This is a genomic window from Celeribacter arenosi, from assembly GCF_039539485.1.
GTDB classification, from domain to species: Bacteria; Pseudomonadota; Alphaproteobacteria; order Rhodobacterales; family Rhodobacteraceae; genus Celeribacter; species Celeribacter arenosi.
On record NZ_BAABDF010000006.1, the window covers coordinates 88,091 to 107,316 of the forward strand.

A 19,226-nucleotide genomic window follows, 5' to 3' on the forward strand; every position below is an offset into this window, starting at 1 on the left:
GCGGCGAAACCGGAAAAATCCGCCCCGCCTTCCCCAGAAGTTTCGCGTCTCCACCGCATTTTCGCCCCTTTTCGTTGCCAATTTGGCGACGGTGAAAACAAAAGCGGCAGGATTGTTCCATGGAAAGCACAGGGAAAATCATCGGTATTGTCAGTTTCGTGATCATGTTGGCGCTCGGCGCGGTGGTCTCGGCGCAATTTGCGACTGTTCAGGGCGATATGACCACATTTGTGGACGGTCAAATGACCGCCGCGGCCTCCTATGACGCATATGGCAACGAAACCGACGCCCCCACTCTCGACGTGGCAAAAGTCGCCGCGCCGAAAAACGGATCGGCCGCCAAGGAATTCGAAATCGTCATCACCGACGAACCTCTGCCCTCGGCCCAGATCATCATCGATGACGGATCCCTGCCGCGCGAACCCAGAGCCGAAAAAGAACCCGTAGACCCGTGGTTCGTCCCCGAAGACGCGACAATTCCCGAAACCGCCAAAATCTACTTCGCGGCCATCATCGGCATGCTCAAGGGCGAAAAACGCGACTCCGGTTACACCATGGACTGCAAGAAAAAGAAGGATGGCGGCAAAATCTGCTCCATCGTTCGCGAAAGCTAAACCGCTTTCCTCCCGAGGACGGTGTGGCGTGGTATTCGACCGCGCCACGCCTCCAAGACCTCACTCCGACAATTCGTCCCACGCCTCGAGCGCCTTGGCGGCATACATCAACACCGGCCCGCCGCCCATCTGGACGCACATCGCCAACATCTCCGCCAATTCCTCGCGCGACCCGCCATGGCGCTTCAACGCCTCGACGTGGAACCCCACACAGGGCTCACAGCGCACGCCGACCGCAATCGCCAGCGCCACGAATTCCTTTGTCTTGGCATCCAGCAAATCCCCCTCCAACGCCGCCTTCGACATGGCGCCAAAACCGGCGGGAATATTCGGGTTTGCCTGATTGAGGGCACGCAGCGCACTGCGCATATCGGCATTCTTTTCTTTCCAGCCCATCGATCCGTCTCCTTGTTCGCATCACTCCTGTTGGCGCTATCGTTAGACCTGCACAGCGCACACGACTTTGATCCCCGTCAAACATCGCAGGGGAATTGCCGGTGACCTAACGGTAGGGCGGATGGGCAGGCTTTGCGCGCGCGTGAAAGCGGGCCAAAGGCGCATAAGGACACGCCCCCCCACGCTTCACCGCGAGCCCTTCGAGAACTTTCATGATCCGTGACCAGACCGACATGACATGCCTCCTGTTCGTCCCTGCAGCACACGAAAACGCGGCGCCACATCCGACAATTATACACCAGATATAAAACCCTGTCCGCAAATAGCGATCGCGCTGAGCGAGCCCAGAGTGTGGGTTCCCATTGTGTCGGATTTTGCACCTCGACCCCCTCGCTCTCTCGCATATATTCATAGTCTGAGGCCGAGGAATGAAGTGGACCACACATGACTGGTGAAACGAATTTACAGGAACTGATCAAATCCCTTTCGGCCGTCCTTGTTGAGGGCCTGTATGTTTTTGCGACCGTCCCCTCAAATCAGCCCCGGTTAGAGATCAAGGCGCGTATGATTTTTGAAGAAGCTGAGGGAACAACCTACATCTTATTAAAATCTGAAGCAGAGGCTTATGGACTATCATACGAATTTCCGTGTCGGATGATTACCTTGAATATCCATTCTTCCCTTGAGGCAGTTGGCTTCATGGCGCGCATTGCCTCTGAGTTGGCGAAGCATGACATGGGTGTAAATCCGGTCTCTGGCTTCTTCCACGATCATCTATTTGTGCCAGACGGGCGTGAGCACGATGCGATGAACGCTTTACAAGAAATGTCAAAGAACTGAGGTCCCCGAGGAACGTCAGCTTTGTCCCGCACCAGCCGACTTTGCGCTTGGAGTGATTAACTGGAAACGGGCGTTCACACCGACGGCGTCCATGTCGGCAAGCTGATCGATCCGGTTGGAAATATGTTAATCCGCCTTGCTCGGGTTCCAGAATGTATGACGCGGAAATCTGTCTTGAGGGCCCATTATACCCTTTTCAGGGGGGTCGGGAATTTCGTGAATTGCCGTGACTGCGCCCAGAAAAAGAGAATTTTGTATATCAATTATTTGTGCTAAGGTCGCTCAAACTAAGTATTTCTTAGTTTCTTGTGCTCGGTGCTGGCCGGGGGAAAGCATTTCATGAAGAATCTATTTAGCGCGACTGTGGCTGCGGCCGCGGCTCTTGGGGCATTTGCCGGATCAGCTCATGCTGTGACAATCAATGTGGCGGCGAGCGAAACCTTCACTGTCAGTTCCCCGACCACAATTGATGGGCCTTCTTCGGTTGAAAGATTAGGCAAGCTGATCAACAGCGCCACTCTGGACAACCATGACACGCTGACCAACGACGGCCGTCTGATCAATGACGGCACGCTGACCAACGACGGCACGCTGAACAACTTCGACGAACTGGCCAACTCTGGCACTCTGACCAACGGCGGCACGCTGACCAACAACTATATTCTTTACAACGGCGGCACGCTGACCAACGACGGCACGCTGACCAGCTACCATATTTTCGACAACTTGGACACGCTGACCAACAAAGGCACGCTGACCAACAAGGGGGATCTGGAAAACCATGACACGCTGACCAACTCTGGCACGCTGACCAACGAAGCCACGCTGACCAACGAGGGCTCGCTGAACAACTCTGACACGTTGAACAACTCTGGCATGCTGACCAGCGACGGCACGCTGAGCAACTCTGGCACGGTGAACAACTCTGGCACGCTGACCAACGAAGACTATCTGGGAAACCATGACACGCTGAACAACTCTGGCACGCTGACCAACAATTTTTTTCTGTCCAACGGCGGTACGCTGACCAACTCTGGCACGCTGACCCTGACCAACGAAGCCACGCTGACCAACGGCGGCACGCTGACCAACTCTGGCACGCTGACCAACGACGGCAGGCTGCTAAACGATGGCATTCTGGACAACCAAGTCACGCTGACCAACCGCAGCGTGCTGACCAACGACGGCACGCTGACCAACTACGATGATCTGTACAACTCTGGCACGCTGACCAACAACGCCACTCTGTACAACCGCTTCACGCTGATCAACGACGGCACGCTGACCAACGACGGCACGCTGACCAACAACTTCATTCTGGAAAACTATAACACGCTGACCAACGACGGCACGCTGACCAGCAATGGTTTTCTGTCCAACCATGGCAGTCTGACCAACACCGGTGCAATGACGCTAGTGACAGGTTCTCTTATGGAGGGGTCGGGTACATTCACTCAAACCGCGGGCAGTCTTATCGTTGACGGTGTGTTGGAGCACGATACCGTTTCCATAAACGGAGGAACCGTCGGCGGTGCGGGAACGATCCGCGGCGATCTGGATGTTGCCAATGCATCGGTCGGCCCGGGAAACTCACCAGGCATTCTGACCGTCGAGGGTGATCTGAACCTGACCGGCACATCCACGCTGGCCTTTGAACTTGGGGGGTTATTGGTCGGGTCCGAATATGACCAATTGGATGTTCTAGGCGGCGTTAATTTGGGTGCCGGTTCGATTTTCGACATTGATTTCTTTGACGGGTTTTTCGCGTCCGACGGCGACGTTTTCGACATTCTGGTTGGTGACATCTTCGGGTTCGGGGATCTTGATAGCTTCGTCTTTGACTTTTCGGATGCCACCGCGCCGGATCTTTCTTGGGGAACATCAATCTTTTCTTTGGGCGACGGCCGGTCAACGGTCCGTTTGTCGGCATCGATCCAACAAATTTCTTCCGTGCCGCTGCCGGGGTCGCTGCCTTTCATGCTGGCCGGTCTCATGGGCATGGGCTGGTTCACGCGACGCAGAAAAGCCGCCTAGTTCGAAGCGGGCACTTTAAAGGGACGATCTGGCAATCGCCGATTGGAAACTGCCCGCGGTGAAAACACCTGCCAACCGACGGCGCATTTTAGGCGCGCACAGTGTGCGTGCCTTGCTCAGCGCGCCTTCGACGTAGACATTCATCCCCGCCGACGCGCCATCGTCCAACGCGCGGCGATCAGGCCAACCGCGCCCGCTGGCGGCGCAGGTTATAGCTCAGCCGGTAGGCCTCCAGCGCGATCAGCGGCACGAAATGCACCATCGCGGCACCAATCCCGCCCCATTCATGCAGCGCGGCCCAGTGCAAAAGCGTCAGCACCGCCGCACCATAGACGAAGCGCTGGAGCGTTTTCCAACGAGGCCCCAGTTTGCGCACCCAGCCGTCCGTCGATGTAACCGCCAAGGGCACAAAGATCAGAAAAGCCAACCAACCCGACCAGATATAAATCTTGGAAATCTCGCCGCCCGTAAACGCGACCGCGCCTTCGTCAACAAGGTACAGAACCGTATGCGCCAAGGCATAGGCAAATGCCGCAACCCCGAGATACCGCCGCCGCTTCATCAACCAGCGCGGCCCACGCCACCCCTTCAGCAGCATCATCAACGGCGTGATCATCATCGCGATGATCATGAACCTTGCCGCGAATTCACCGGTCGGGTGCAGCAGGTCGTGCACCGCTTCAGGATCGCCGGAGGTCAGGCCGATCACCATTGGAATGGCGGGCAAACTCAGAAGACCCCAAAAGGTATAGGGCGAGTTGAAGAACGATTTTATCTGGGACATCGAAGTTACTTTCATTACCATTTTGCAAAACGGAGCAGCCAATTTGCTGCGCCTAAAACACCTGTCGCGATCACCCTCAGACCGCTCCTTTAGCCCTTGAGTGATCCGAAATAATCGGCCCAGCTTTGGTGCGCCCGACCCGCAACCGTTTCAAAGTCGCTCTGCACATCGAAAATGCCAAGACGGATACCCTCATAAATGCCGCCGATAATCGGCCCGATGAAATCGCCCAACTCGGCCGTGCGATCCGCGACATACTCTTGTGGCGTCATGTCGCGATAGGTCAGCGACGTGGCGAAGGCATCGTTCAGATAACCGGTCAGCTCGGTTTGACTGATGGGCGTGCCCCATAGGTTAAACGTCTGGCCGTTGAAACGGTCATCGGTCAATAGGCGCGCGTAGGCATGGGCCAGTTCGTCGCGGGTGGTGTAGCCGCATTTGCCCGAACCGGCGCTATTGGCGATCTCGCCTCTGGCCTTGTAGCTGTCGATATACGCCACGTCCGGCTCGATATAGATGCCGTTGCGCCCGATGGCATAGGCAAGCCCGCTGTCGCGCACATCGGCCTCGGTCTGGCGGTTGCTTTGCACCACGGGCGAAAAGGCTGTGCCCTCTTCAACCCCTTGGATGCTGGTGTAGACAATCTTCTTCACACCTGCGGATTTGGCGGCCTCGATCACATTGCGGTGCTGTTGAATGCGGGCGTCGGGGGCGTCCATGCCGGACACCAACAACAGGGTATCGACACCCTTCAATGATGCGCGCAACTGCTCAGGTTGGCCGTAATCGCCGGGGCGGATTTCGATGCCAAGACCCTGTGCATTCGCCGGTGTGCGGGCAAGGCCGATGATCGTTTCACCGCCCGCGGATGCGACCAGATTGCGCACGATTGCGCCGCCAAGGTGACCGGATACGGCTGTGACTGCGATGGTCATGGTTGAACTCCTCGAATGGACGGGGGCGGGCGTCACGGGTGCCCCACGGTACCCCCCAAAAGGGTGTTGGCCCAGATTTCTCCGGGCCGCTACCTGTCAATTTATTTACCCGAAAGCTGTTGCAGCGCGCCTGCCCAGTCTTCGACGTGATAGGTGCGCACGATCACACCGTCTTCCAACTCGTGGATGTCGATGGTCATGATGTCAAAGCTGCGCCCCTCACCATCAACACCAAAGAACGGCGCGACAGGTGTGCCGGTTGCACGGCTGCGCACAACAAAGGTGTCGCCGTCCTGATGGATGTCCTGAATGGCCCAGTTCAGGTCCGGCATCAGCTGCGCAAAGCCACCCATTTGGCCCAGAAACGCCTCGCGGGTTTTGTTGGTGCCCGAATAGTCGCCCATGCTGGTCCAGTCCGCGGATGTCGCGGCTTCAAACGCAGCCACGTGTTCTGCGGACCCCGGATTGCTGAGCAGGTCGTAGAATGTGGTCACTGTGGCTGTATCGTCGGCGATTGCACCTGTGGCGATGGTTGCAAGGGCGGCGGACGCAAAGAGAGTTTTGAGTTTCATGGTAGTCTCCGGTTTTGATGTGGTGGGGGGAAGAAAAGGTTAGGCAGAAACGACGGGCTGCCAGTCGAGCTTTGGGTGCTCGCGGAATGCGAACCGTTCAAAGTGGCTGGCGATAACACGACGGGTCTGGGTGAGGTCGGCCTGGGTTTCGCCGCTCACGGTAAACTCCAGAACGCCGTCCTCGGCGGCCAGAACGCATTGGCCAAAGGGAAAGGTGATCAACCCGGAGGTGGCGTCAAACTGCACCTCGATCTTATGGGCGAAGTGCTTGCAAAGCTGTTGCAGGTAACCGCTGGCCCGCTGGGTTGTGAATTTTGCAGTGCTTGTGAACATTGCTGTCTCCTCTGTGCTGAAAACAGAAATAGACAGAACCGGCCTTTGTGATTATCCCAATTATCGAGAAATCATTTTTACAGAAAGTAGAAAGATGATCGACGACTACCGCAGCCTCGCCGTCTTTGTCGCGATTGCCGATACCGGAAGCCTGAGCGCCGCAGGACGTCGTTTGAAGCTCTCTACATCCGTCATCAGCCATCACCTGTCGCGACTGGAAGAACGGCAGGGCGTGACCCTGTTCTTCCGCTCGACGCGATCCATGTCGTTGACCCCCGAAGGCCAGATTGCCCTCGATCCGGCCCGCCGCATGGTGGCCGCGGGCGAAGAGGCCTTGGACGCGATCCATGCCGGAAACGAAGAACCGGTCGGCTCGCTCCATGTCGCGATGCCGGCCTTCGGTGAACAAAGCAAACTGCATCAGGCCCTGTGGGGCTTTGCAAGTGCGCACCCGATGGTCGCGATATCCCTGCAGTGCAGTGACATGCCAACCGATCTGGTCAAGGACGGGTTTGATCTGGCGATCCGGCTGGGCACATTGCGAAACAGCAGCCTGAAAAGCCGCCGCATTGCCGACTTCGAACGCTTGCTGGTCGCCTCACCGGATTACCTGTCCCGGCGCGCGCCGATTGCGACCCCGCAGGATCTCGACGCCCATGACTTCATCGCCGTCACGCAAATCCCGTCCATGATGACGCTGGAAACCAAAGACCAATCGGTGAACATTGCCCCCGCAAATTTCCGCATCGAGGTGAACACCGTAAATGCCGCCAAGGCCTCCGTGCTCGCCGGCCTCGGTATCTGGCACCTGCCGCGCAGCGTGATCGAACAAGAGGTCGCACAAGGGCAACTGGTGCGAATTCTGCCGGACTGGAGCCTGCCCACATTGGGCATCTACGCCGTGTGGCCCGACATAGGCCCGCAAAAAGCCCTGACCCGACGGCTGATCGATCACTTCATCGCGCATCGCTCGGATCTGATGCTGTAACCCAACCCCCCACCCGCGCCACCCCCACGCGCCGCATAGACGCACTGGCCAAAATCGCCCGACCCGCAAAAGCCCACCCCCAAAACCTCTTTTCCTGAGCCGACCCGGATCAAAACGCCCCCCGACCAAAGCGCGGCAAGCGGTCCTTAGCGGACATTGGCTAAGCCGTCACGATGCTGCGGTGCAGCTTCACCTGAGCAGACATCGATCGGCAACGAACCATTTGTTACGTGGCCGACTTCTCTGCACCTTTGGTTTTGTCGCGTCGCACAACGGCCCGTACCATCGCTGTCGCAATCCTGTCCTTCATGATTTTATTGAAGTTGCGGGCCTGCCGCAAAATTGGGGTTCCTCGCTCTCCAAATACCTCTGACGCCCGCTTTAGATAGCTGTAGAAAGTCCAAGTGCCGTAATCGTCCGGCGAAAGTTCATCGGGGTGAACTCTACTGAAACGCTGGCTGAAATTCGAGTAGTTGAAGGTCGCGAGAATTTCAGTGGCGTTCTTGTCAGGATGTGCGTCGGCGAAACCACGCGCCACTCCTTTCGCAGAGAGCGCCACTTTGCGATAGAGCCGTGAAATCGTGCTGTCTCGGACATAGACGTGCTTGCCGTCAAAACGGAAGCCCAAGTACTCAAAGCCGTTCTTTCCCTGTGGTCCTCTGACGTGAACATAGCTCAACGCGTCGGGCGCTCGGAAAAACCGTACGATGCATGTCTTAGCTTCCTTTATCTCGATAGCCGTCCCGTACTTTTTTATTTCTTTGACGGCGAATTTTTGTGCTTCAATTGCTTCGGCATCACCACCCGGGATTATGAGCAAAATATCGTCGGAATAACGCATATATCGTCCGCCCCTCGCATTTGCGAAATCGTTGAGCGAAACGTCGAAATCCAGCAAATAAAAGTTCGCGATTAGGTCAGAAATTGGAGCGCCCTGAGGAACACCGTGGTCAAGTAAATTCCCTTTTTCATCGCAGTTTGGCCTCACCAAACTCGGTAAGGCAGGGTCACCACCACAGATTTTTGCTCGAAATTCAGCAGGGGTGCAAAGCTGCGTTGGCATGTCGCTGTAGGTTGTGGTGAACCGCTCCCGAGGATAACCGTTAACCTCAATTTCTTCAAGGAATCCCAATCGACGGTAAACTTCTTTCTGGTCCACAACATGATACCGCGTCACATTCTTGAAGACCGTGAAATGGTCGGGAGGTAAACGTTTAACGCCCAGCAAATCGCACCAAACTTGTTTAATGCGAGCGTGATCCAAGTTCTCGAAATAGCCTTTGATGTCCAAAGCAATTGCAACACAATTACCCTGTCGCTCGATCTCGTCGAACGCATCTTTTGCAAAGTCTATGTTGCATTTGCCGCCGCCGCGCGATTTTGGGATTTTTCGGTAGGCAATTGGGCATTTTTCAATACCCAGCTCGGTCAGGCGATCTTCATATTTCTCCGCCAAAACTCTCCGATAGTGGGTGAGGATATACGCGTCTCGCCGAGCTGCATACCGGATTGGTCGCGATTTGGGTTTAGGCCGCCCTTCTTCTGAAACCCTGAAAGGCTGCCATGTCTCTTGATAAAGAAAGAAAGGATAGAATTTGTTTGACGCTACACGGTCAGGGTCGGAGACAATCTCTTTTGCTTCCTCAACCGACAGACGGCGGTCAAAATGTGGGTAGTGCTTAAGGTCTTTAGCTGAAAATTCTGGTTCCATTTACCTTAGCGAGAGGGACCGAAACATCGGGCAGGACACTTGCCCTTTTCAGTTTCGGCCCCGACTGTTCTGCGTGGTGCCCTTCGTTCGACGTGGTCGCTTATATTACTATACAAGTAGCAATCGGGATTATCCGATATGCCGCCTGTGCACCAAGTTGCCATAAAGGAGCCCGAATGTTGGAACTCGCAATCTGCACATACCTGGAAACAGGACTTGACAGTTTAAACGATCGACTGCGACGCCCTAATAGCGCCGATTAAGTTTACATGGGTACGGAAGGTGAGCGATACAAGAGGCCATCAAAAAAAAATTTACCTCTCTATTATAAGTGTTTGGCGGATTTGTGTCCGGGAACTGTGTATCGCCGTGTTTTCGCTTTGTTGGCAGGTTCCATTCAAATCGCTAAGCCCCCCAACAGACATTGGCGTCAGCTGCAGCGAACGCCCGCTCCCCAAAACCCCCCAAACAAAAAGGCCCGCCAAAGCGGGCCCTTTAAACTCTCGATCAAACGCAGGCCTTACTGCGGGATGTCGCCGGTCAGACCTTCGACGTAGAAATTCATCCCCGCCAAAGTGCCATCGTCCGCCGTTTCGCCCTCGGCCAGCCACACAGAGCCGTCCTGCTTGTTGAGCGGACCGGTGAAGGGCATGTATTCGCCCGACGCAATCGCGTCTTTCAACGCCAGCGCCTCTGCCTTGACCTCGGCAGGAACCGCATCGGTGATCTCGCCGATCCCGACCATGCCCGCGCCAATACCGTCCCAAGTGTTGTCGCTCTCCCAGGTGCCATCCATCACCGCCTTGGTGCGCGCCACGTAGTAGGGGCCCCAATGGTCGATGATCGAGGACACGCGCGGCATCGGCGCATATTCCGCCATGTCGGAGGCCTGACCGAAGGTGTAGACATTGCCCGCCTTCTGCGCCGCCGCCTGAGGCGCGGTGGAGTCGGTGTGCTGCAGGATCACATCCGCGCCCTGATCGATCAGCGCCTGCGCCGCATCGGCCTCTTTGGCGGGATCAAACCACGTGTAGGCCCAAACCACGGAGAACTCGACATCGGGGTTCACCTTCTTGGCGTGGATATAGGCCGCGTTGATGCCACGGATCACTTCGGGGATCGGGAAGGACCCGATGTAGCCCACCTTGTTAGACTTGGTGATGCGACCCGCGATGGTGCCCTGAACGGCGCGACCCTCATAGAAACGCGCGGAGTAAACACCCACGTTGTCGGCCTGCTTATAACCCGTCGCATGCTCGAATTTCACATCGGGGAACTTCGCCGCCACGTTGATCGTCGGATCCATATAGCCAAACGAAGTGGTAAAGATCAGGTCCGCACCCGACAGCGCCATCTGCGTGATCGCACGCTCGGCGTCCGCACCCTCGGGCACGTTCTCCTGATAGATCGTCTCGACCGCATCGCCGAATTCGGCTTCGACCGCCAAACGACCCTGATCGTGCTCATAGGTCCAACCGCCATCCCCGACGGGACCGACATAGATGAAACCAACCTTGGTCTTATCCTGCGCAATCGCTGCACCCGAAAGCGCCAGCGTCGATGCGGCAACCGCCGCCATCAGCATTGTTCTACGTTTCATGTCATGAACTCCCTGTTCTTTATATGACTTGCTTGATGAGACAGCCTCAATTCGAGGCATGGAAAATCCGGCCCAACATCGCGGGCGCATTCGACGCCCCGTGCCTGCGCGCGGAAATGACAACCAACACCACAATCGTGGCGAGGAATGGCGACATCGACAACAACTCGACCGGCACTTTCGCGCCTGCTGCCTGCAGGTTCAACTGCAACACGGTGATCCCGCCGAACAGATAGGCCCCGATCAACACCCGCCACGCTTTCCAGCTGGCAAAGACCACGATGGCCAGAGCGATCCACCCGATGCCTGCGGTGATCCCGTCGGTCCACTGGGGCACCCGCACAAGGCTGATATAGGCCCCGCCGAGCCCCGCCATCGCGCCGCCAAACCCGATCGCGGCGACCCGCACCATGCGCACGCGGTAGCCCAGAGCATGGGCCGCGGTGTGGTTTTCCCCGACCGCGCGCAGGATCAATCCGGCGCGGGAATATTTCAGAAACGCCCAAATCCCCACGACCGCAATCACGCTCAGATAAACCGTCGCATCGTGCTGAAACAAAACCGGCCCGAAAAACGGAATGCTCTCGAGCCCGGGGATCGGCATATCGGCCACGGAAGGCGGCTTGATCCCGACGTAATTCTGCCCGAGCAGGGAGGCCAATCCCACCCCGACCAGCGTCAGCGCCAATCCCGACGGCACCTGCGTGGCCAGAAACACCTGCGTGAGCAGCGCAAACAGCATCGACAACGCCGCCCCACCGACCGCGGCGGCCACGAAACCCATCGTCGGACTGCCGGTCTCCACCGCCACAATAAACCCGCAGACCGCGCCGGTGATCATCATCCCCTCAACCCCGAGGTTCAAAACACCCGAGCGCTCCACAACCATCTCGCCCAGAGCCGCGAGCAGGATCGGCGTCGAGGCCACCATCAAAGAGGCCAGCAAAATCACAGGGTTGATCGACCCGAAATCCATCACGCGACCTCCCGCTTTTTGACCACGACGCGGTAGTTCACCAAAATATCCATCGCCAGAAGCGTCATCAGCAACATGCCCTGAAACACCTGAATCGCCGCCGAGGGCAGGCCCAACATGAACTGCGCCAACTCGCCGCCGATGAACGTCAGCGCCAATAACAGCCCCGCCAGCAAAATCCCCACCGGATTGAGCCGCCCCAGAAAGGCGACGATGATCGCGGTAAACCCGTAACCCGACCCGAAATCGATGGAAATCTGCCCCGCAGGCCCCGTCACTTCAAACAGCCCCGCCAACCCCGACAATGCCCCCGCCGTGCACAGGCAGAACACCACCAACCGCTTGGGGTTCACACCGGCAAAGGCGGCCGCCCGCGGGCTCTCGCCGGTCAGCCGGATCTGAAACCCCAGCAGGTGTTTGTTGAGCAAAACATAGGCCGCCACCACCGCACCAAAGGCCGCGACGACACCCCAATGCGCCCCCGTGCCCGCAATCAGTTCGGGGTTCGACATGGCATCGATCCGGCTGAGGTTGCGCGATCCGGGAAACCCGTTGCCCTCGGGATTGCGCAGCCACGATAGCGCCGCAGAGGCCATGATCTGCTCGGCCACATAGACCAACATGAGCGAGACGAGGATTTCATTGGTGTTGAACCGCGTCTTCAAAATCGCCGGAATGAGCGCCCATAGATACCCGCCGAGCGCGCCCGCAATCACCATCAACGGAAAAATCCACCACGCATCCAACGGATAAAGCGCCAGCCCCACAGAGGCCCCCGCGAGCGCCCCCATCAGATACTGCCCCTCCGCCCCGATGTTCCAGATGCCCGCCTTGAACCCGAGGCTCAGCCCGATGGCGATCAGAATCAGCGGCGCCGCCTTGACCAAAAGTTGAGGCCGCGAATAGGCCGCGAACTGGTCGTTAAACAGAGGGTCCCAGAAAATCGTGCGAATCGCGACAAACGGGTCCTTGCCCATCAGCGCAAACAACACCCCGCCGAGCACCATGGTGACCAGAACCGCCAGAACCGGCGTCGCGATCGTCCACCCCCGCGACGGCTGGGGCCGTTTGACAAAGGAAATCATGCCAACCCCTCGGCGCTGCGATGTTTTAAAACATGTAAAAGACGTAAAACGGCGTTTTCGCGCGATGTAAAACCCTGCAAAGACGCGCCACATTCTTTGTAAAATATGTCAAACTCAGACATCAACATGGGCCACCTCCATGTCATGCGCGCCACCCATCATCAGGCCGATCTCGTCCACACTCAGCCCCTTGGCAGGGCGCGGCGCGCTCAGATTGCCCTCGTTGAGCGCGGCGAAATAATCCGAGATTTCCATCAACTCGTCGAGGTCTTGTGAAATCACAATCAACCCCGCGCCTTTGGCCGCCAGATCGAGCAATGCCTGCCGGATCGCCGCCGCCGCCGAGGCATCCACACCCCATGTCGGCTGGTTGACCACAAACACGGTCGGGGCCTGCAAAACCTCACGCCCGATGACGAATTTCTGCAGGTTCCCACCCGATAGCGCACGGGCCGCAACATGGGTGCCGGGCGTGCGCACATCAAAGGCCGCGATGACCTCACGCGCGTAGGTTTCGGCCTTGGGCCAGTTGATAAAGTTGTTCTTTGCCAATGACTTGCGTGCAATCGCCGTCACGGCGGCATTCTCCGTCAGGCTCATATTCGGCGCCGCCGCATGGCCCAGACGTTCCTCGGGCGCGGCCATCAATCCTACCTTGCGACGCGCCGTGGGACCCAAAGGCCCGACCTCCGCACCACAAAATTCGATCTTGCCCTTGGGGCTGCGCGCCTCGCCCGACAGCACCGCCAAAAGCTCGTCCTGACCGTTACCGGCAACCCCCCCGATCCCGAGGATTTCACCCGCCTTCAGCGTCAGCGACACATTCTTCAACCGCGTCCCGAAGGGATTGGCCGGCGCATAGCTTAAATCATTGATTTTCAACAAAACATCGCCCGCCACCTGCGCCTCGCGCGCGGGCGTATGCAGGGTCGTGCCGACCATCATCTCGGCCATATCGCGCGCCGTCGTCGCCTTGGGGTCACATTCCCCCACGACCTTGCCGAGCCGCAGGATCGTGGCCCCCTGACACAGCGTCCTGATCTCTTCGAGCTTATGCGAGATATAGAGGATCGACGTCCCCTCGGCCTGCAATTTATGCAATGTTTCAAACAGGATAGCGACTTCCTGCGGGGTGAGAACCGATGTCGGCTCATCCATGATCAACAGTTTCGGGTCCTGCAAAAGACACCGGATAATCTCGACCCGCTGGCGTTCGCCCGCCGACAAATCCCCGATAATACGACCCGGATCGAGCGGCAGACCATAGGTCTCCGACACCTCACGGATCGAGCGCGCCAGATCGCGCATTTTCGGCGGGTTTTCCATGCCGAGCGCGACATTTTCCGCCACCGTCAGCGCATCAAACAGCGAAAAATGCTGGAAAACCATCGCCACACCGGCGGCCCGCGCGGCCTGCGGATTGGCGGGCGCATAGGGCGCCCCGTGCAACGTCATGGTCCCCGCGTCAGGCTTTTCCAGACCATAGATCATCTTGACCAATGTGGACTTGCCCGCGCCATTTTCTCCAAGCAAAGCATGCACTTCGCCCGGATTGATGGAAAAGGAAACGGCATCATTCGCGATCACGCCCGGATAGGCTCGCGTCAAACCGTCGACTGTCAGCAGCGCCGTCACCCCGTGCATCCCCTCACGTTTTCTTCTGTCCCCGACCGAGAGATTAGGCGCGCTGCCACGCCAACCGCAATGGCCTGCGGGTGTTTTCCGAGCTCTGGTTGCCCAATCGGGCAGCAAATGCGCGAAATCTGTGCGTCCGAGTGCCCCAAGTCCCGCAAACGGCTGCGAAACCGCGCCCATTTCGTCTTGGACCCGATCAACCCCGCCGAGGCAAATCCCCGCAAAAGCGCCCCGTGGCACAGCGCCAGATCGAGCGTATGGGAAAAGGTCACGATCAAATGCTCTGCGTTTTCAGGGGCATAGCGCATCAATGTCTCGGGCGCCGCATCATAGAGGATATCGACCCCCTCGGGCAGGGCATCGGGAAAACGCTCTGCACCCGTATCCACCCACGTAATCGCGAAATCGGGCAGGGGGGCCAAAGTCCCCACAATCGCGCGCCCGACATGCCCCGCGCCCCAGACCCACAAAGGCCGCCGTGCTGGCGCCACAGGTTCGATCATCCACTCGCCCAAAAGCATCGGTTCAACCGTGCCCTGCGCGCGCGCCTCGGCCAGCGCCTTTTTCACGCCAAAGGGCATCTCGCCCGGCCCGCGCGCATAGACCTCGCCCGTTATTTCCTCAACGCTGTCAAAGACTTCGCTCAAAATCGTCACCGCCCCGCCGCAGCATTGGCCCAAACTTGGCCCGAGCGCGATACGGCTCAGGCGCGGGGCGCAGAAGGCGCGTGACGCCGCCTCGAATTCCAACGTTCCGCCCCCGATGGTGCCGCTCTGCCCGCCGTCCCAGACCAACATCGCCGCCCCGACCTCGCGCGGTGTCGACCCTTCCACGGCGGCCACGACAACCCGCGCCACAACGCCATGCGCATGGATCGCAGCCCTCAAAGCGTGCAGGTCAAAACTCATCCCCGCGCCCTCTCAATGGCCGCCAAAAGCCGCTCAGGCGTCGCTGGCGCATCCAGAGCGGGGTAGGTAGGCCCACAGGCCGAAACCGCGTCAGAGAGCGCCAGAAACGCCGAAATCCCCAACATGAACGGCGGCTCCCCGACCGCTTTGGAGCGATAGATCGTGTCCTCGCGGTTCGGCCCGTCCCACAGATCGACGTTGAACACCTCCGGCGCATCCGAGGCGCAGGGGATTTTATAGGTCGAGGGCGCATGCGTGCGCAGCCGCCCCGCATCGTCCCACCACAATTCTTCCGTGGTCAGCCACCCCGCCCCTTGAACATAGCCGCCTTCGATCTGGCCAATGTCCAAGGCAGGGTTGAGCGAGGCCCCCACATCATGCAGCACATCGGCCCGCAAAATGCGGTTTTCACCGGTCAAAGTGTCCAACACCACTTCGGTAATCGCCACGCCGTGGGAGAAATAGAAAAACGGGCGACCCTGACCTTTGATCCGGTCCCATGAAATCTTCGGCGTCTTGTAAAACCCCGTCGCAGACAGGCTCACACGGTTTTCATAGGCCAGTTTGGCGACGGCTTCGAAGGCCATGGATTTGCCCGCAAACCGCACCTCGCCGTCTTTCCAAACGATCTCGTTCGCGCCTTCATTCTCGCGCAGGAAATCCTCGATCCGCTCGCGGATCGTGTCGCAGGCATTCTTCACCGCCATACCGTTCAGGTCCGACCCCGAAGAGGCCGCCGTCGCGGATGTATTGGGCACCTTGCCGGTGTCCGTCGCGGTGATTTTGACCGATGCCAAACCCACCCCGAAGGAGGCCGCCGCGACCTGCGCGACCTTTTGGAACAACCCCTGTCCCATCTCCGTGCCGCCGTGGTTGAGATGGATCGACCCGTCCTGATAGACGTGGACGAGGGCCCCCGCCTGATTGAGATGGGTGAGGGTAAAGGAGATCCCGAACTTGACCGGCGACACGCCCAAGCCCTTCTTTAATATCGGGTTTTTCGCGTTCCAATCGCGCACCGCCGCACGTCGCGCGGCGTAATCCGCGCTCTCGATCAGACGCTCGGTCATGCCGCCGAGAATGAAATCCTCGATCGTCTGGCCATAGGGTGTGGTCTGCCCGGATGCCGGTTTTGCAGATGTCGGGGCCGCACTCCGCTCGGTCCCGCCGCGCGATAGGGGATCCCCCGCCACGCTGGTCACATGGTCATGGGCCACACCGGCAGGAGCAACAGGATCGCGCATATCGGCGTAGTAATTCACCTGCCGGACCGCGACCGGATCGGCGCTCAGGTGATGGGCAATATGATCCACCACGCGCTCGATCCCGAGCACCCCCTGCGGCCCGCCAAAGCCGCGATAGGCGGTGGCCGATTGCGTATTGGTGCGCAACCGATGGCTCTCGATGCGCACGTGTTCGAGGTGGTAGGCATTGTCGGCGTGCAACATCGCGCGGTCGGCCACAGGGATCGACAAATCCTGCGCCCAGCCACAGCGGGTCATCTGCACAAATTCGAGCCCCGCAATGCGCCCCTCGTCATCAAAGCCGCAGCGATAGCTGATGCGGAAATCGTGGCGCTTGCCGGTGATCATCATGTCGTCGTCGCGGTCATAGCGCATTTTACACGCCCGCCCCGTGCGCCGCGCGCCAACCGCACAGGCAATGGCGAGCGCATTGCCCTGACTTTCCTTGCCCCCGAAACCACCGCCCATCCGGCGCGTTTCAACCCGCACGGCGTGCATCGGAATATGCAGCGCGTGGGCGACCTTATGCTGGATTTCAGAGGGGTGCTGGGTCGAGGAATGGACGACAATATCGCCGCCCTCCTGGGGCAGGGCGAGGGCCGCCTGACCTTCGAGGTAGAAATGCTCCTGACCGCCCATGTCGATGGACCCCTCGATGCGATGGGGGGCCACGTCGATGGCGGTGGCGGGGTCGCCCTTGGTGTAAATGCGCGGACCATCTTCGAACCGGCTATCGGCGGCGAGAGCGGCCTCGTAGGTGAGGATCGCGGGCAGGGCGTCATAGGTGATTTTGCCCAACCGCGCCGCCTTGCGCGCCGCCAGATGCGAGGTGGCGATGACGAGGAACACAGGCTGGCCCACATAGTGCACACGCCCCAGCGCGAGCAGCGGTTCATCCCCGATAGAGGGCGAACAATCGGGCATGTGGTCGAAATCATCCGCACTCAGCACCGCGACCACGCCCTCTGAGGCGCGGACGGCATCGAGGTCCATCGCGGTGATCGTCGCATGCGCCTCGGTGGAAATGCCAAAGGCGAGGTGGAGCGTGCCTGCGGGCGTCGGGATGTCGTCCACATAGCGCGCCTGACCCGTCACATGCAGACGCGCGCCGTCATGGGGCAGGGAGGATCCAACACTCATGGTGCCACCTCAAGAACGCTCTGCGCGTTGATAAAGGCGCGCTGCAACATGTTCTTCGCACTCGCCATCCGGTAGTCGGCAGAGGCGCGCATATCGCTAAGCGGTTGATAATCCTCACTGAACATAGGCATCGCGGCGTCAATCGTGGCCTGCGTCCACGGCTGCCCGATCAGAGCCGCCTCCACCGCACCCGCCCGTTTAGGCGTCGCCGCCATCCCACCAAAGGCGATGCGGGCGGCGGTGACCTGCGCGTCAGAGACGGTGATGTTGAACGCCCCGCAGACGGCGGAAATGTCCTGATCGAACCGTTTGGAGAGTTTATAGACCTGCAAATCAGCAAGTCCCGCTTTGGGCACAGAAACGGATTCGACGAACTCGCCCTTCGCGCGATCCTGTTTGCCATAGGCGACAAAGAACGCCTCCAAGGGCAAGGTCCGGCGCGTGTCGCGATGGCGCAGGGTGACATGCGCACCCGCGGCGATGAGGGGCGGGGGGCTATCCCCGATCGGCGACCCGTTGGCGATATTCCCGCCCAGCGTGGCGGCCGCGCGCACCTGCACACTGGCAAAGCGGCGATACATCTCCGATAGCGACGGCGAATAGGGCGCAAATGGCGCAATCAGCTCCGAAATCGGGGTCATCGCGCCGATCTCGAAACTCTCGTCGGTCTCGCGAATCCCGCGCAGATCATCGATGCCGCCGAGGAAAATCACCTCGTCCAGATCGCGCATCTGTTTCGTCACCCAAAGCCCCACATCGGTCGCCCCCGCAACCAAAGTCGCATCGGGGTGATCGGCGTAGAGCGCGGCCAGCGCATCCGACGTTGTCGGGCGAAATTCGGGCGAGGCAGGGCCGGGGTGCGCCACGAAAGGGGCGGCTAGCGCGGGTGGAACCTCTGCCGTCGCGGCCTTTTCAGCCGCGCGCAGGATCGGGGTATAGCCCGTGCAACGGCACAGGTTGCCCGCCAGAACATCCTTATGCGCCGTATCCCCACGCGCATGGGCCGCAGCCAGCGACATCACGATGCCGGGCGTGCAAAACCCGCATTGGCTGCCGTGTTCCTCAATCATCGCGCTCTGCACGGGGTGGAGCGTTTCTCCCTCCGACAGGCCCTCGACCGTGGTCACCGATTTTCCGTGCAGCTGGGGCAAAAACAGGATGCAGGCATTCAGCGCCCGTTTGCCGTTTTCATCGTCCACCATGATGGTGCATGCACCGCAATCGCCCTCATTGCAGCCTTCCTTGGTTCCGGTTAGCCCGCGCACCTCCCTGAGGTAATCAAGAAGCGTTCGTGTCGGCGTTTCGTCGGTGTGGACGGTTTCGCCGTTTAGCCGGAAAGTGATCTCCATGGGGTCAAACCTGCCGCTTTCTCTTGGTGCGAAAGCGCGCCCGATGCGGCGGAAAGCGGCTCTCTATTGAAAAAAACAAACC

18 protein-coding genes are annotated in these 19,226 nt (G+C 59.0%); 4 read left to right on the plus strand and 14 right to left on the minus strand.

The features are described 5' to 3' along the window. The first annotated feature begins 119 nt into the window (after positions 1–119). Entirely contained in the window at positions 120–614 is a 495-nt protein-coding gene (locus ABD815_RS06315) for a hypothetical protein (protein ID WP_344845134.1), read from the plus strand. Positions 615–674: 60 nt separating this feature from the next. Here the strand turns inward: ABD815_RS06315 and ABD815_RS06320 are convergent, their stop codons facing one another. Both ABD815_RS06320 and ABD815_RS06325 read right to left on the minus strand, forming a co-directional pair. Then, positions 675–1,010, minus strand: coding sequence for a carboxymuconolactone decarboxylase family protein (locus ABD815_RS06320; RefSeq protein WP_344845135.1), 336 nt, complete (start codon positions 1,008–1,010; stop codon positions 675–677). 106 nt (positions 1,011–1,116) lie between these two features. Continuing rightward, positions 1,117–1,245 carry a hypothetical protein gene (locus tag ABD815_RS06325; RefSeq protein ID WP_344845137.1) on the minus strand — a complete coding sequence of 43 codons (129 nt, stop codon included), beginning with the start codon at positions 1,243–1,245 and terminating at the stop codon, positions 1,117–1,119. A gap of 209 nt (positions 1,246–1,454) precedes the next feature. On the opposite strand from ABD815_RS06325, the gene ABD815_RS06330 reads away from it, so the two are divergent. Further along, a complete protein-coding gene (locus ABD815_RS06330; protein ID WP_344845140.1) occupies positions 1,455–1,850 on the plus strand; it encodes an ACT domain-containing protein in 396 nt (131 codons plus the stop codon). 339 nt (positions 1,851–2,189) lie between these two features. Then, entirely contained in the window at positions 2,190–3,884 is a 1,695-nt protein-coding gene (locus ABD815_RS06335; RefSeq protein ID WP_344845144.1) for a hypothetical protein, read from the plus strand. A gap of 178 nt (positions 3,885–4,062) precedes the next feature. Here the strand turns inward: ABD815_RS06335 and ABD815_RS06340 are convergent, their stop codons facing one another. From ABD815_RS06340 to ABD815_RS06355, 4 genes are all read right to left on the minus strand, one after another. Next, positions 4,063–4,668, minus strand: coding sequence for a protein-methionine-sulfoxide reductase heme-binding subunit MsrQ (locus ABD815_RS06340; RefSeq protein ID WP_344845148.1), 606 nt, complete (start codon positions 4,666–4,668; stop codon positions 4,063–4,065). 89 nt (positions 4,669–4,757) lie between these two features. Then, complete coding sequence (locus tag ABD815_RS06345) at positions 4,758–5,603, minus strand: SDR family oxidoreductase (protein ID WP_344845151.1); 846 nt, start codon at positions 5,601–5,603, stop codon at positions 4,758–4,760. A gap of 101 nt (positions 5,604–5,704) precedes the next feature. Continuing rightward, positions 5,705–6,175 (minus strand): ester cyclase, encoded by a 471-nt coding sequence (locus ABD815_RS06350; RefSeq protein ID WP_344845155.1) that lies wholly within the window; start codon positions 6,173–6,175, stop codon positions 5,705–5,707. Between the two features lie 39 nt (positions 6,176–6,214). After that, positions 6,215–6,508, minus strand: a complete 294-nt coding sequence (locus ABD815_RS06355; protein WP_344845159.1) for a DUF2218 domain-containing protein — start codon at positions 6,506–6,508, stop codon at positions 6,215–6,217. 94 nt (positions 6,509–6,602) lie between these two features. Between ABD815_RS06355 and ABD815_RS06360 the strand changes: the two genes are divergently transcribed. Next, complete coding sequence (locus ABD815_RS06360) at positions 6,603–7,496, plus strand: LysR family transcriptional regulator (protein WP_344845163.1); 894 nt, start codon at positions 6,603–6,605, stop codon at positions 7,494–7,496. 226 nt (positions 7,497–7,722) lie between these two features. Here the strand turns inward: ABD815_RS06360 and ABD815_RS06365 are convergent, their stop codons facing one another. From ABD815_RS06365 to ABD815_RS06400, 8 genes are all read right to left on the minus strand, one after another. After that, positions 7,723–9,207 (minus strand): reverse transcriptase domain-containing protein, encoded by a 1,485-nt coding sequence (locus ABD815_RS06365; protein WP_344845165.1) that lies wholly within the window; start codon positions 9,205–9,207, stop codon positions 7,723–7,725. A 520-nt stretch (positions 9,208–9,727) separates the two neighbouring features. Further along, positions 9,728–10,807: a BMP family ABC transporter substrate-binding protein gene (locus ABD815_RS06370; protein ID WP_344845168.1), complete on the minus strand. Its 1,080-nt coding sequence runs from the start codon at positions 10,805–10,807 to the stop codon at positions 9,728–9,730. A 46-nt stretch (positions 10,808–10,853) separates the two neighbouring features. Then, on the minus strand, positions 10,854–11,783 hold the full coding sequence (locus ABD815_RS06375; RefSeq protein ID WP_344845171.1) for an ABC transporter permease: 930 nt from the start codon (positions 11,781–11,783) through the stop codon (positions 10,854–10,856). Next, a complete protein-coding gene (locus ABD815_RS06380; RefSeq protein ID WP_344845175.1) occupies positions 11,783–12,868 on the minus strand; it encodes an ABC transporter permease in 1,086 nt (361 codons plus the stop codon). Before ABD815_RS06380 ends, ABD815_RS06375 begins: the two co-directional genes overlap by 1 nt. A gap of 114 nt (positions 12,869–12,982) precedes the next feature. Next, positions 12,983–14,512, minus strand: a complete 1,530-nt coding sequence (locus tag ABD815_RS06385) for an ABC transporter ATP-binding protein (RefSeq protein WP_344845178.1) — start codon at positions 14,510–14,512, stop codon at positions 12,983–12,985. Then, positions 14,500–15,411 (minus strand): xanthine dehydrogenase accessory protein XdhC, encoded by a 912-nt coding sequence (gene xdhC / locus ABD815_RS06390; protein ID WP_344845181.1) that lies wholly within the window; start codon positions 15,409–15,411, stop codon positions 14,500–14,502. The genes ABD815_RS06385 and xdhC overlap by 13 nt, the downstream gene beginning before the upstream one ends. After that, positions 15,408–17,795: a xanthine dehydrogenase molybdopterin binding subunit gene (xdhB, locus tag ABD815_RS06395; RefSeq protein WP_344845184.1), complete on the minus strand. Its 2,388-nt coding sequence runs from the start codon at positions 17,793–17,795 to the stop codon at positions 15,408–15,410. Before xdhB ends, xdhC begins: the two co-directional genes overlap by 4 nt. After that, complete coding sequence (locus tag ABD815_RS06400; protein WP_344845187.1) at positions 17,792–19,144, minus strand: xanthine dehydrogenase small subunit; 1,353 nt, start codon at positions 19,142–19,144, stop codon at positions 17,792–17,794. Before ABD815_RS06400 ends, xdhB begins: the two co-directional genes overlap by 4 nt. Positions 19,145–19,226 lie beyond the last annotated feature (82 nt).

Bases quoted from the DNA above. Each gene is read 5' to 3' on its own strand.
- ABD815_RS06400 (WP_344845187.1), bottom strand. From the start codon at position 19,144: ATGGAGATCACTTTCCGGCTAAACGGCGAAACCGTCCACACCGACGAA.
- ABD815_RS06370 (WP_344845168.1), bottom strand. From the start codon at position 10,807: ATGAAACGTAGAACAATGCTGATGGCGGCGGTTGCCGCATCGACGCTG.
- ABD815_RS06335 (WP_344845144.1), top strand. From the start codon at position 2,190: ATGAAGAATCTATTTAGCGCGACTGTGGCTGCGGCCGCGGCTCTTGGG.
- ABD815_RS06360 (WP_344845163.1), top strand. From the start codon at position 6,603: ATGATCGACGACTACCGCAGCCTCGCCGTCTTTGTCGCGATTGCCGAT.
- ABD815_RS06330 (WP_344845140.1), top strand. From the start codon at position 1,455: ATGACTGGTGAAACGAATTTACAGGAACTGATCAAATCCCTTTCGGCC.
- ABD815_RS06325 (WP_344845137.1), bottom strand. From the start codon at position 1,245: ATGTCGGTCTGGTCACGGATCATGAAAGTTCTCGAAGGGCTCGCGGTG.
- ABD815_RS06345 (WP_344845151.1), bottom strand. From the start codon at position 5,603: ATGACCATCGCAGTCACAGCCGTATCCGGTCACCTTGGCGGCGCAATC.
- xdhB (WP_344845184.1), bottom strand. From the start codon at position 17,795: ATGAGTGTTGGATCCTCCCTGCCCCATGACGGCGCGCGTCTGCATGTG.
- ABD815_RS06315 (WP_344845134.1), top strand. From the start codon at position 120: ATGGAAAGCACAGGGAAAATCATCGGTATTGTCAGTTTCGTGATCATG.
- ABD815_RS06340 (WP_344845148.1), bottom strand. From the start codon at position 4,668: ATGTCCCAGATAAAATCGTTCTTCAACTCGCCCTATACCTTTTGGGGT.
- ABD815_RS06375 (WP_344845171.1), bottom strand. From the start codon at position 11,783: ATGGATTTCGGGTCGATCAACCCTGTGATTTTGCTGGCCTCTTTGATG.
- ABD815_RS06380 (WP_344845175.1), bottom strand. From the start codon at position 12,868: ATGATTTCCTTTGTCAAACGGCCCCAGCCGTCGCGGGGGTGGACGATC.
- ABD815_RS06350 (WP_344845155.1), bottom strand. From the start codon at position 6,175: ATGAAACTCAAAACTCTCTTTGCGTCCGCCGCCCTTGCAACCATCGCC.
- ABD815_RS06385 (WP_344845178.1), bottom strand. From the start codon at position 14,512: ATGCACGGGGTGACGGCGCTGCTGACAGTCGACGGTTTGACGCGAGCC.
- ABD815_RS06320 (WP_344845135.1), bottom strand. From the start codon at position 1,010: ATGGGCTGGAAAGAAAAGAATGCCGATATGCGCAGTGCGCTGCGTGCC.
- ABD815_RS06365 (WP_344845165.1), bottom strand. From the start codon at position 9,207: ATGGAACCAGAATTTTCAGCTAAAGACCTTAAGCACTACCCACATTTT.
- xdhC (WP_344845181.1), bottom strand. From the start codon at position 15,411: ATGAGTTTTGACCTGCACGCTTTGAGGGCTGCGATCCATGCGCATGGC.
- ABD815_RS06355 (WP_344845159.1), bottom strand. From the start codon at position 6,508: ATGTTCACAAGCACTGCAAAATTCACAACCCAGCGGGCCAGCGGTTAC.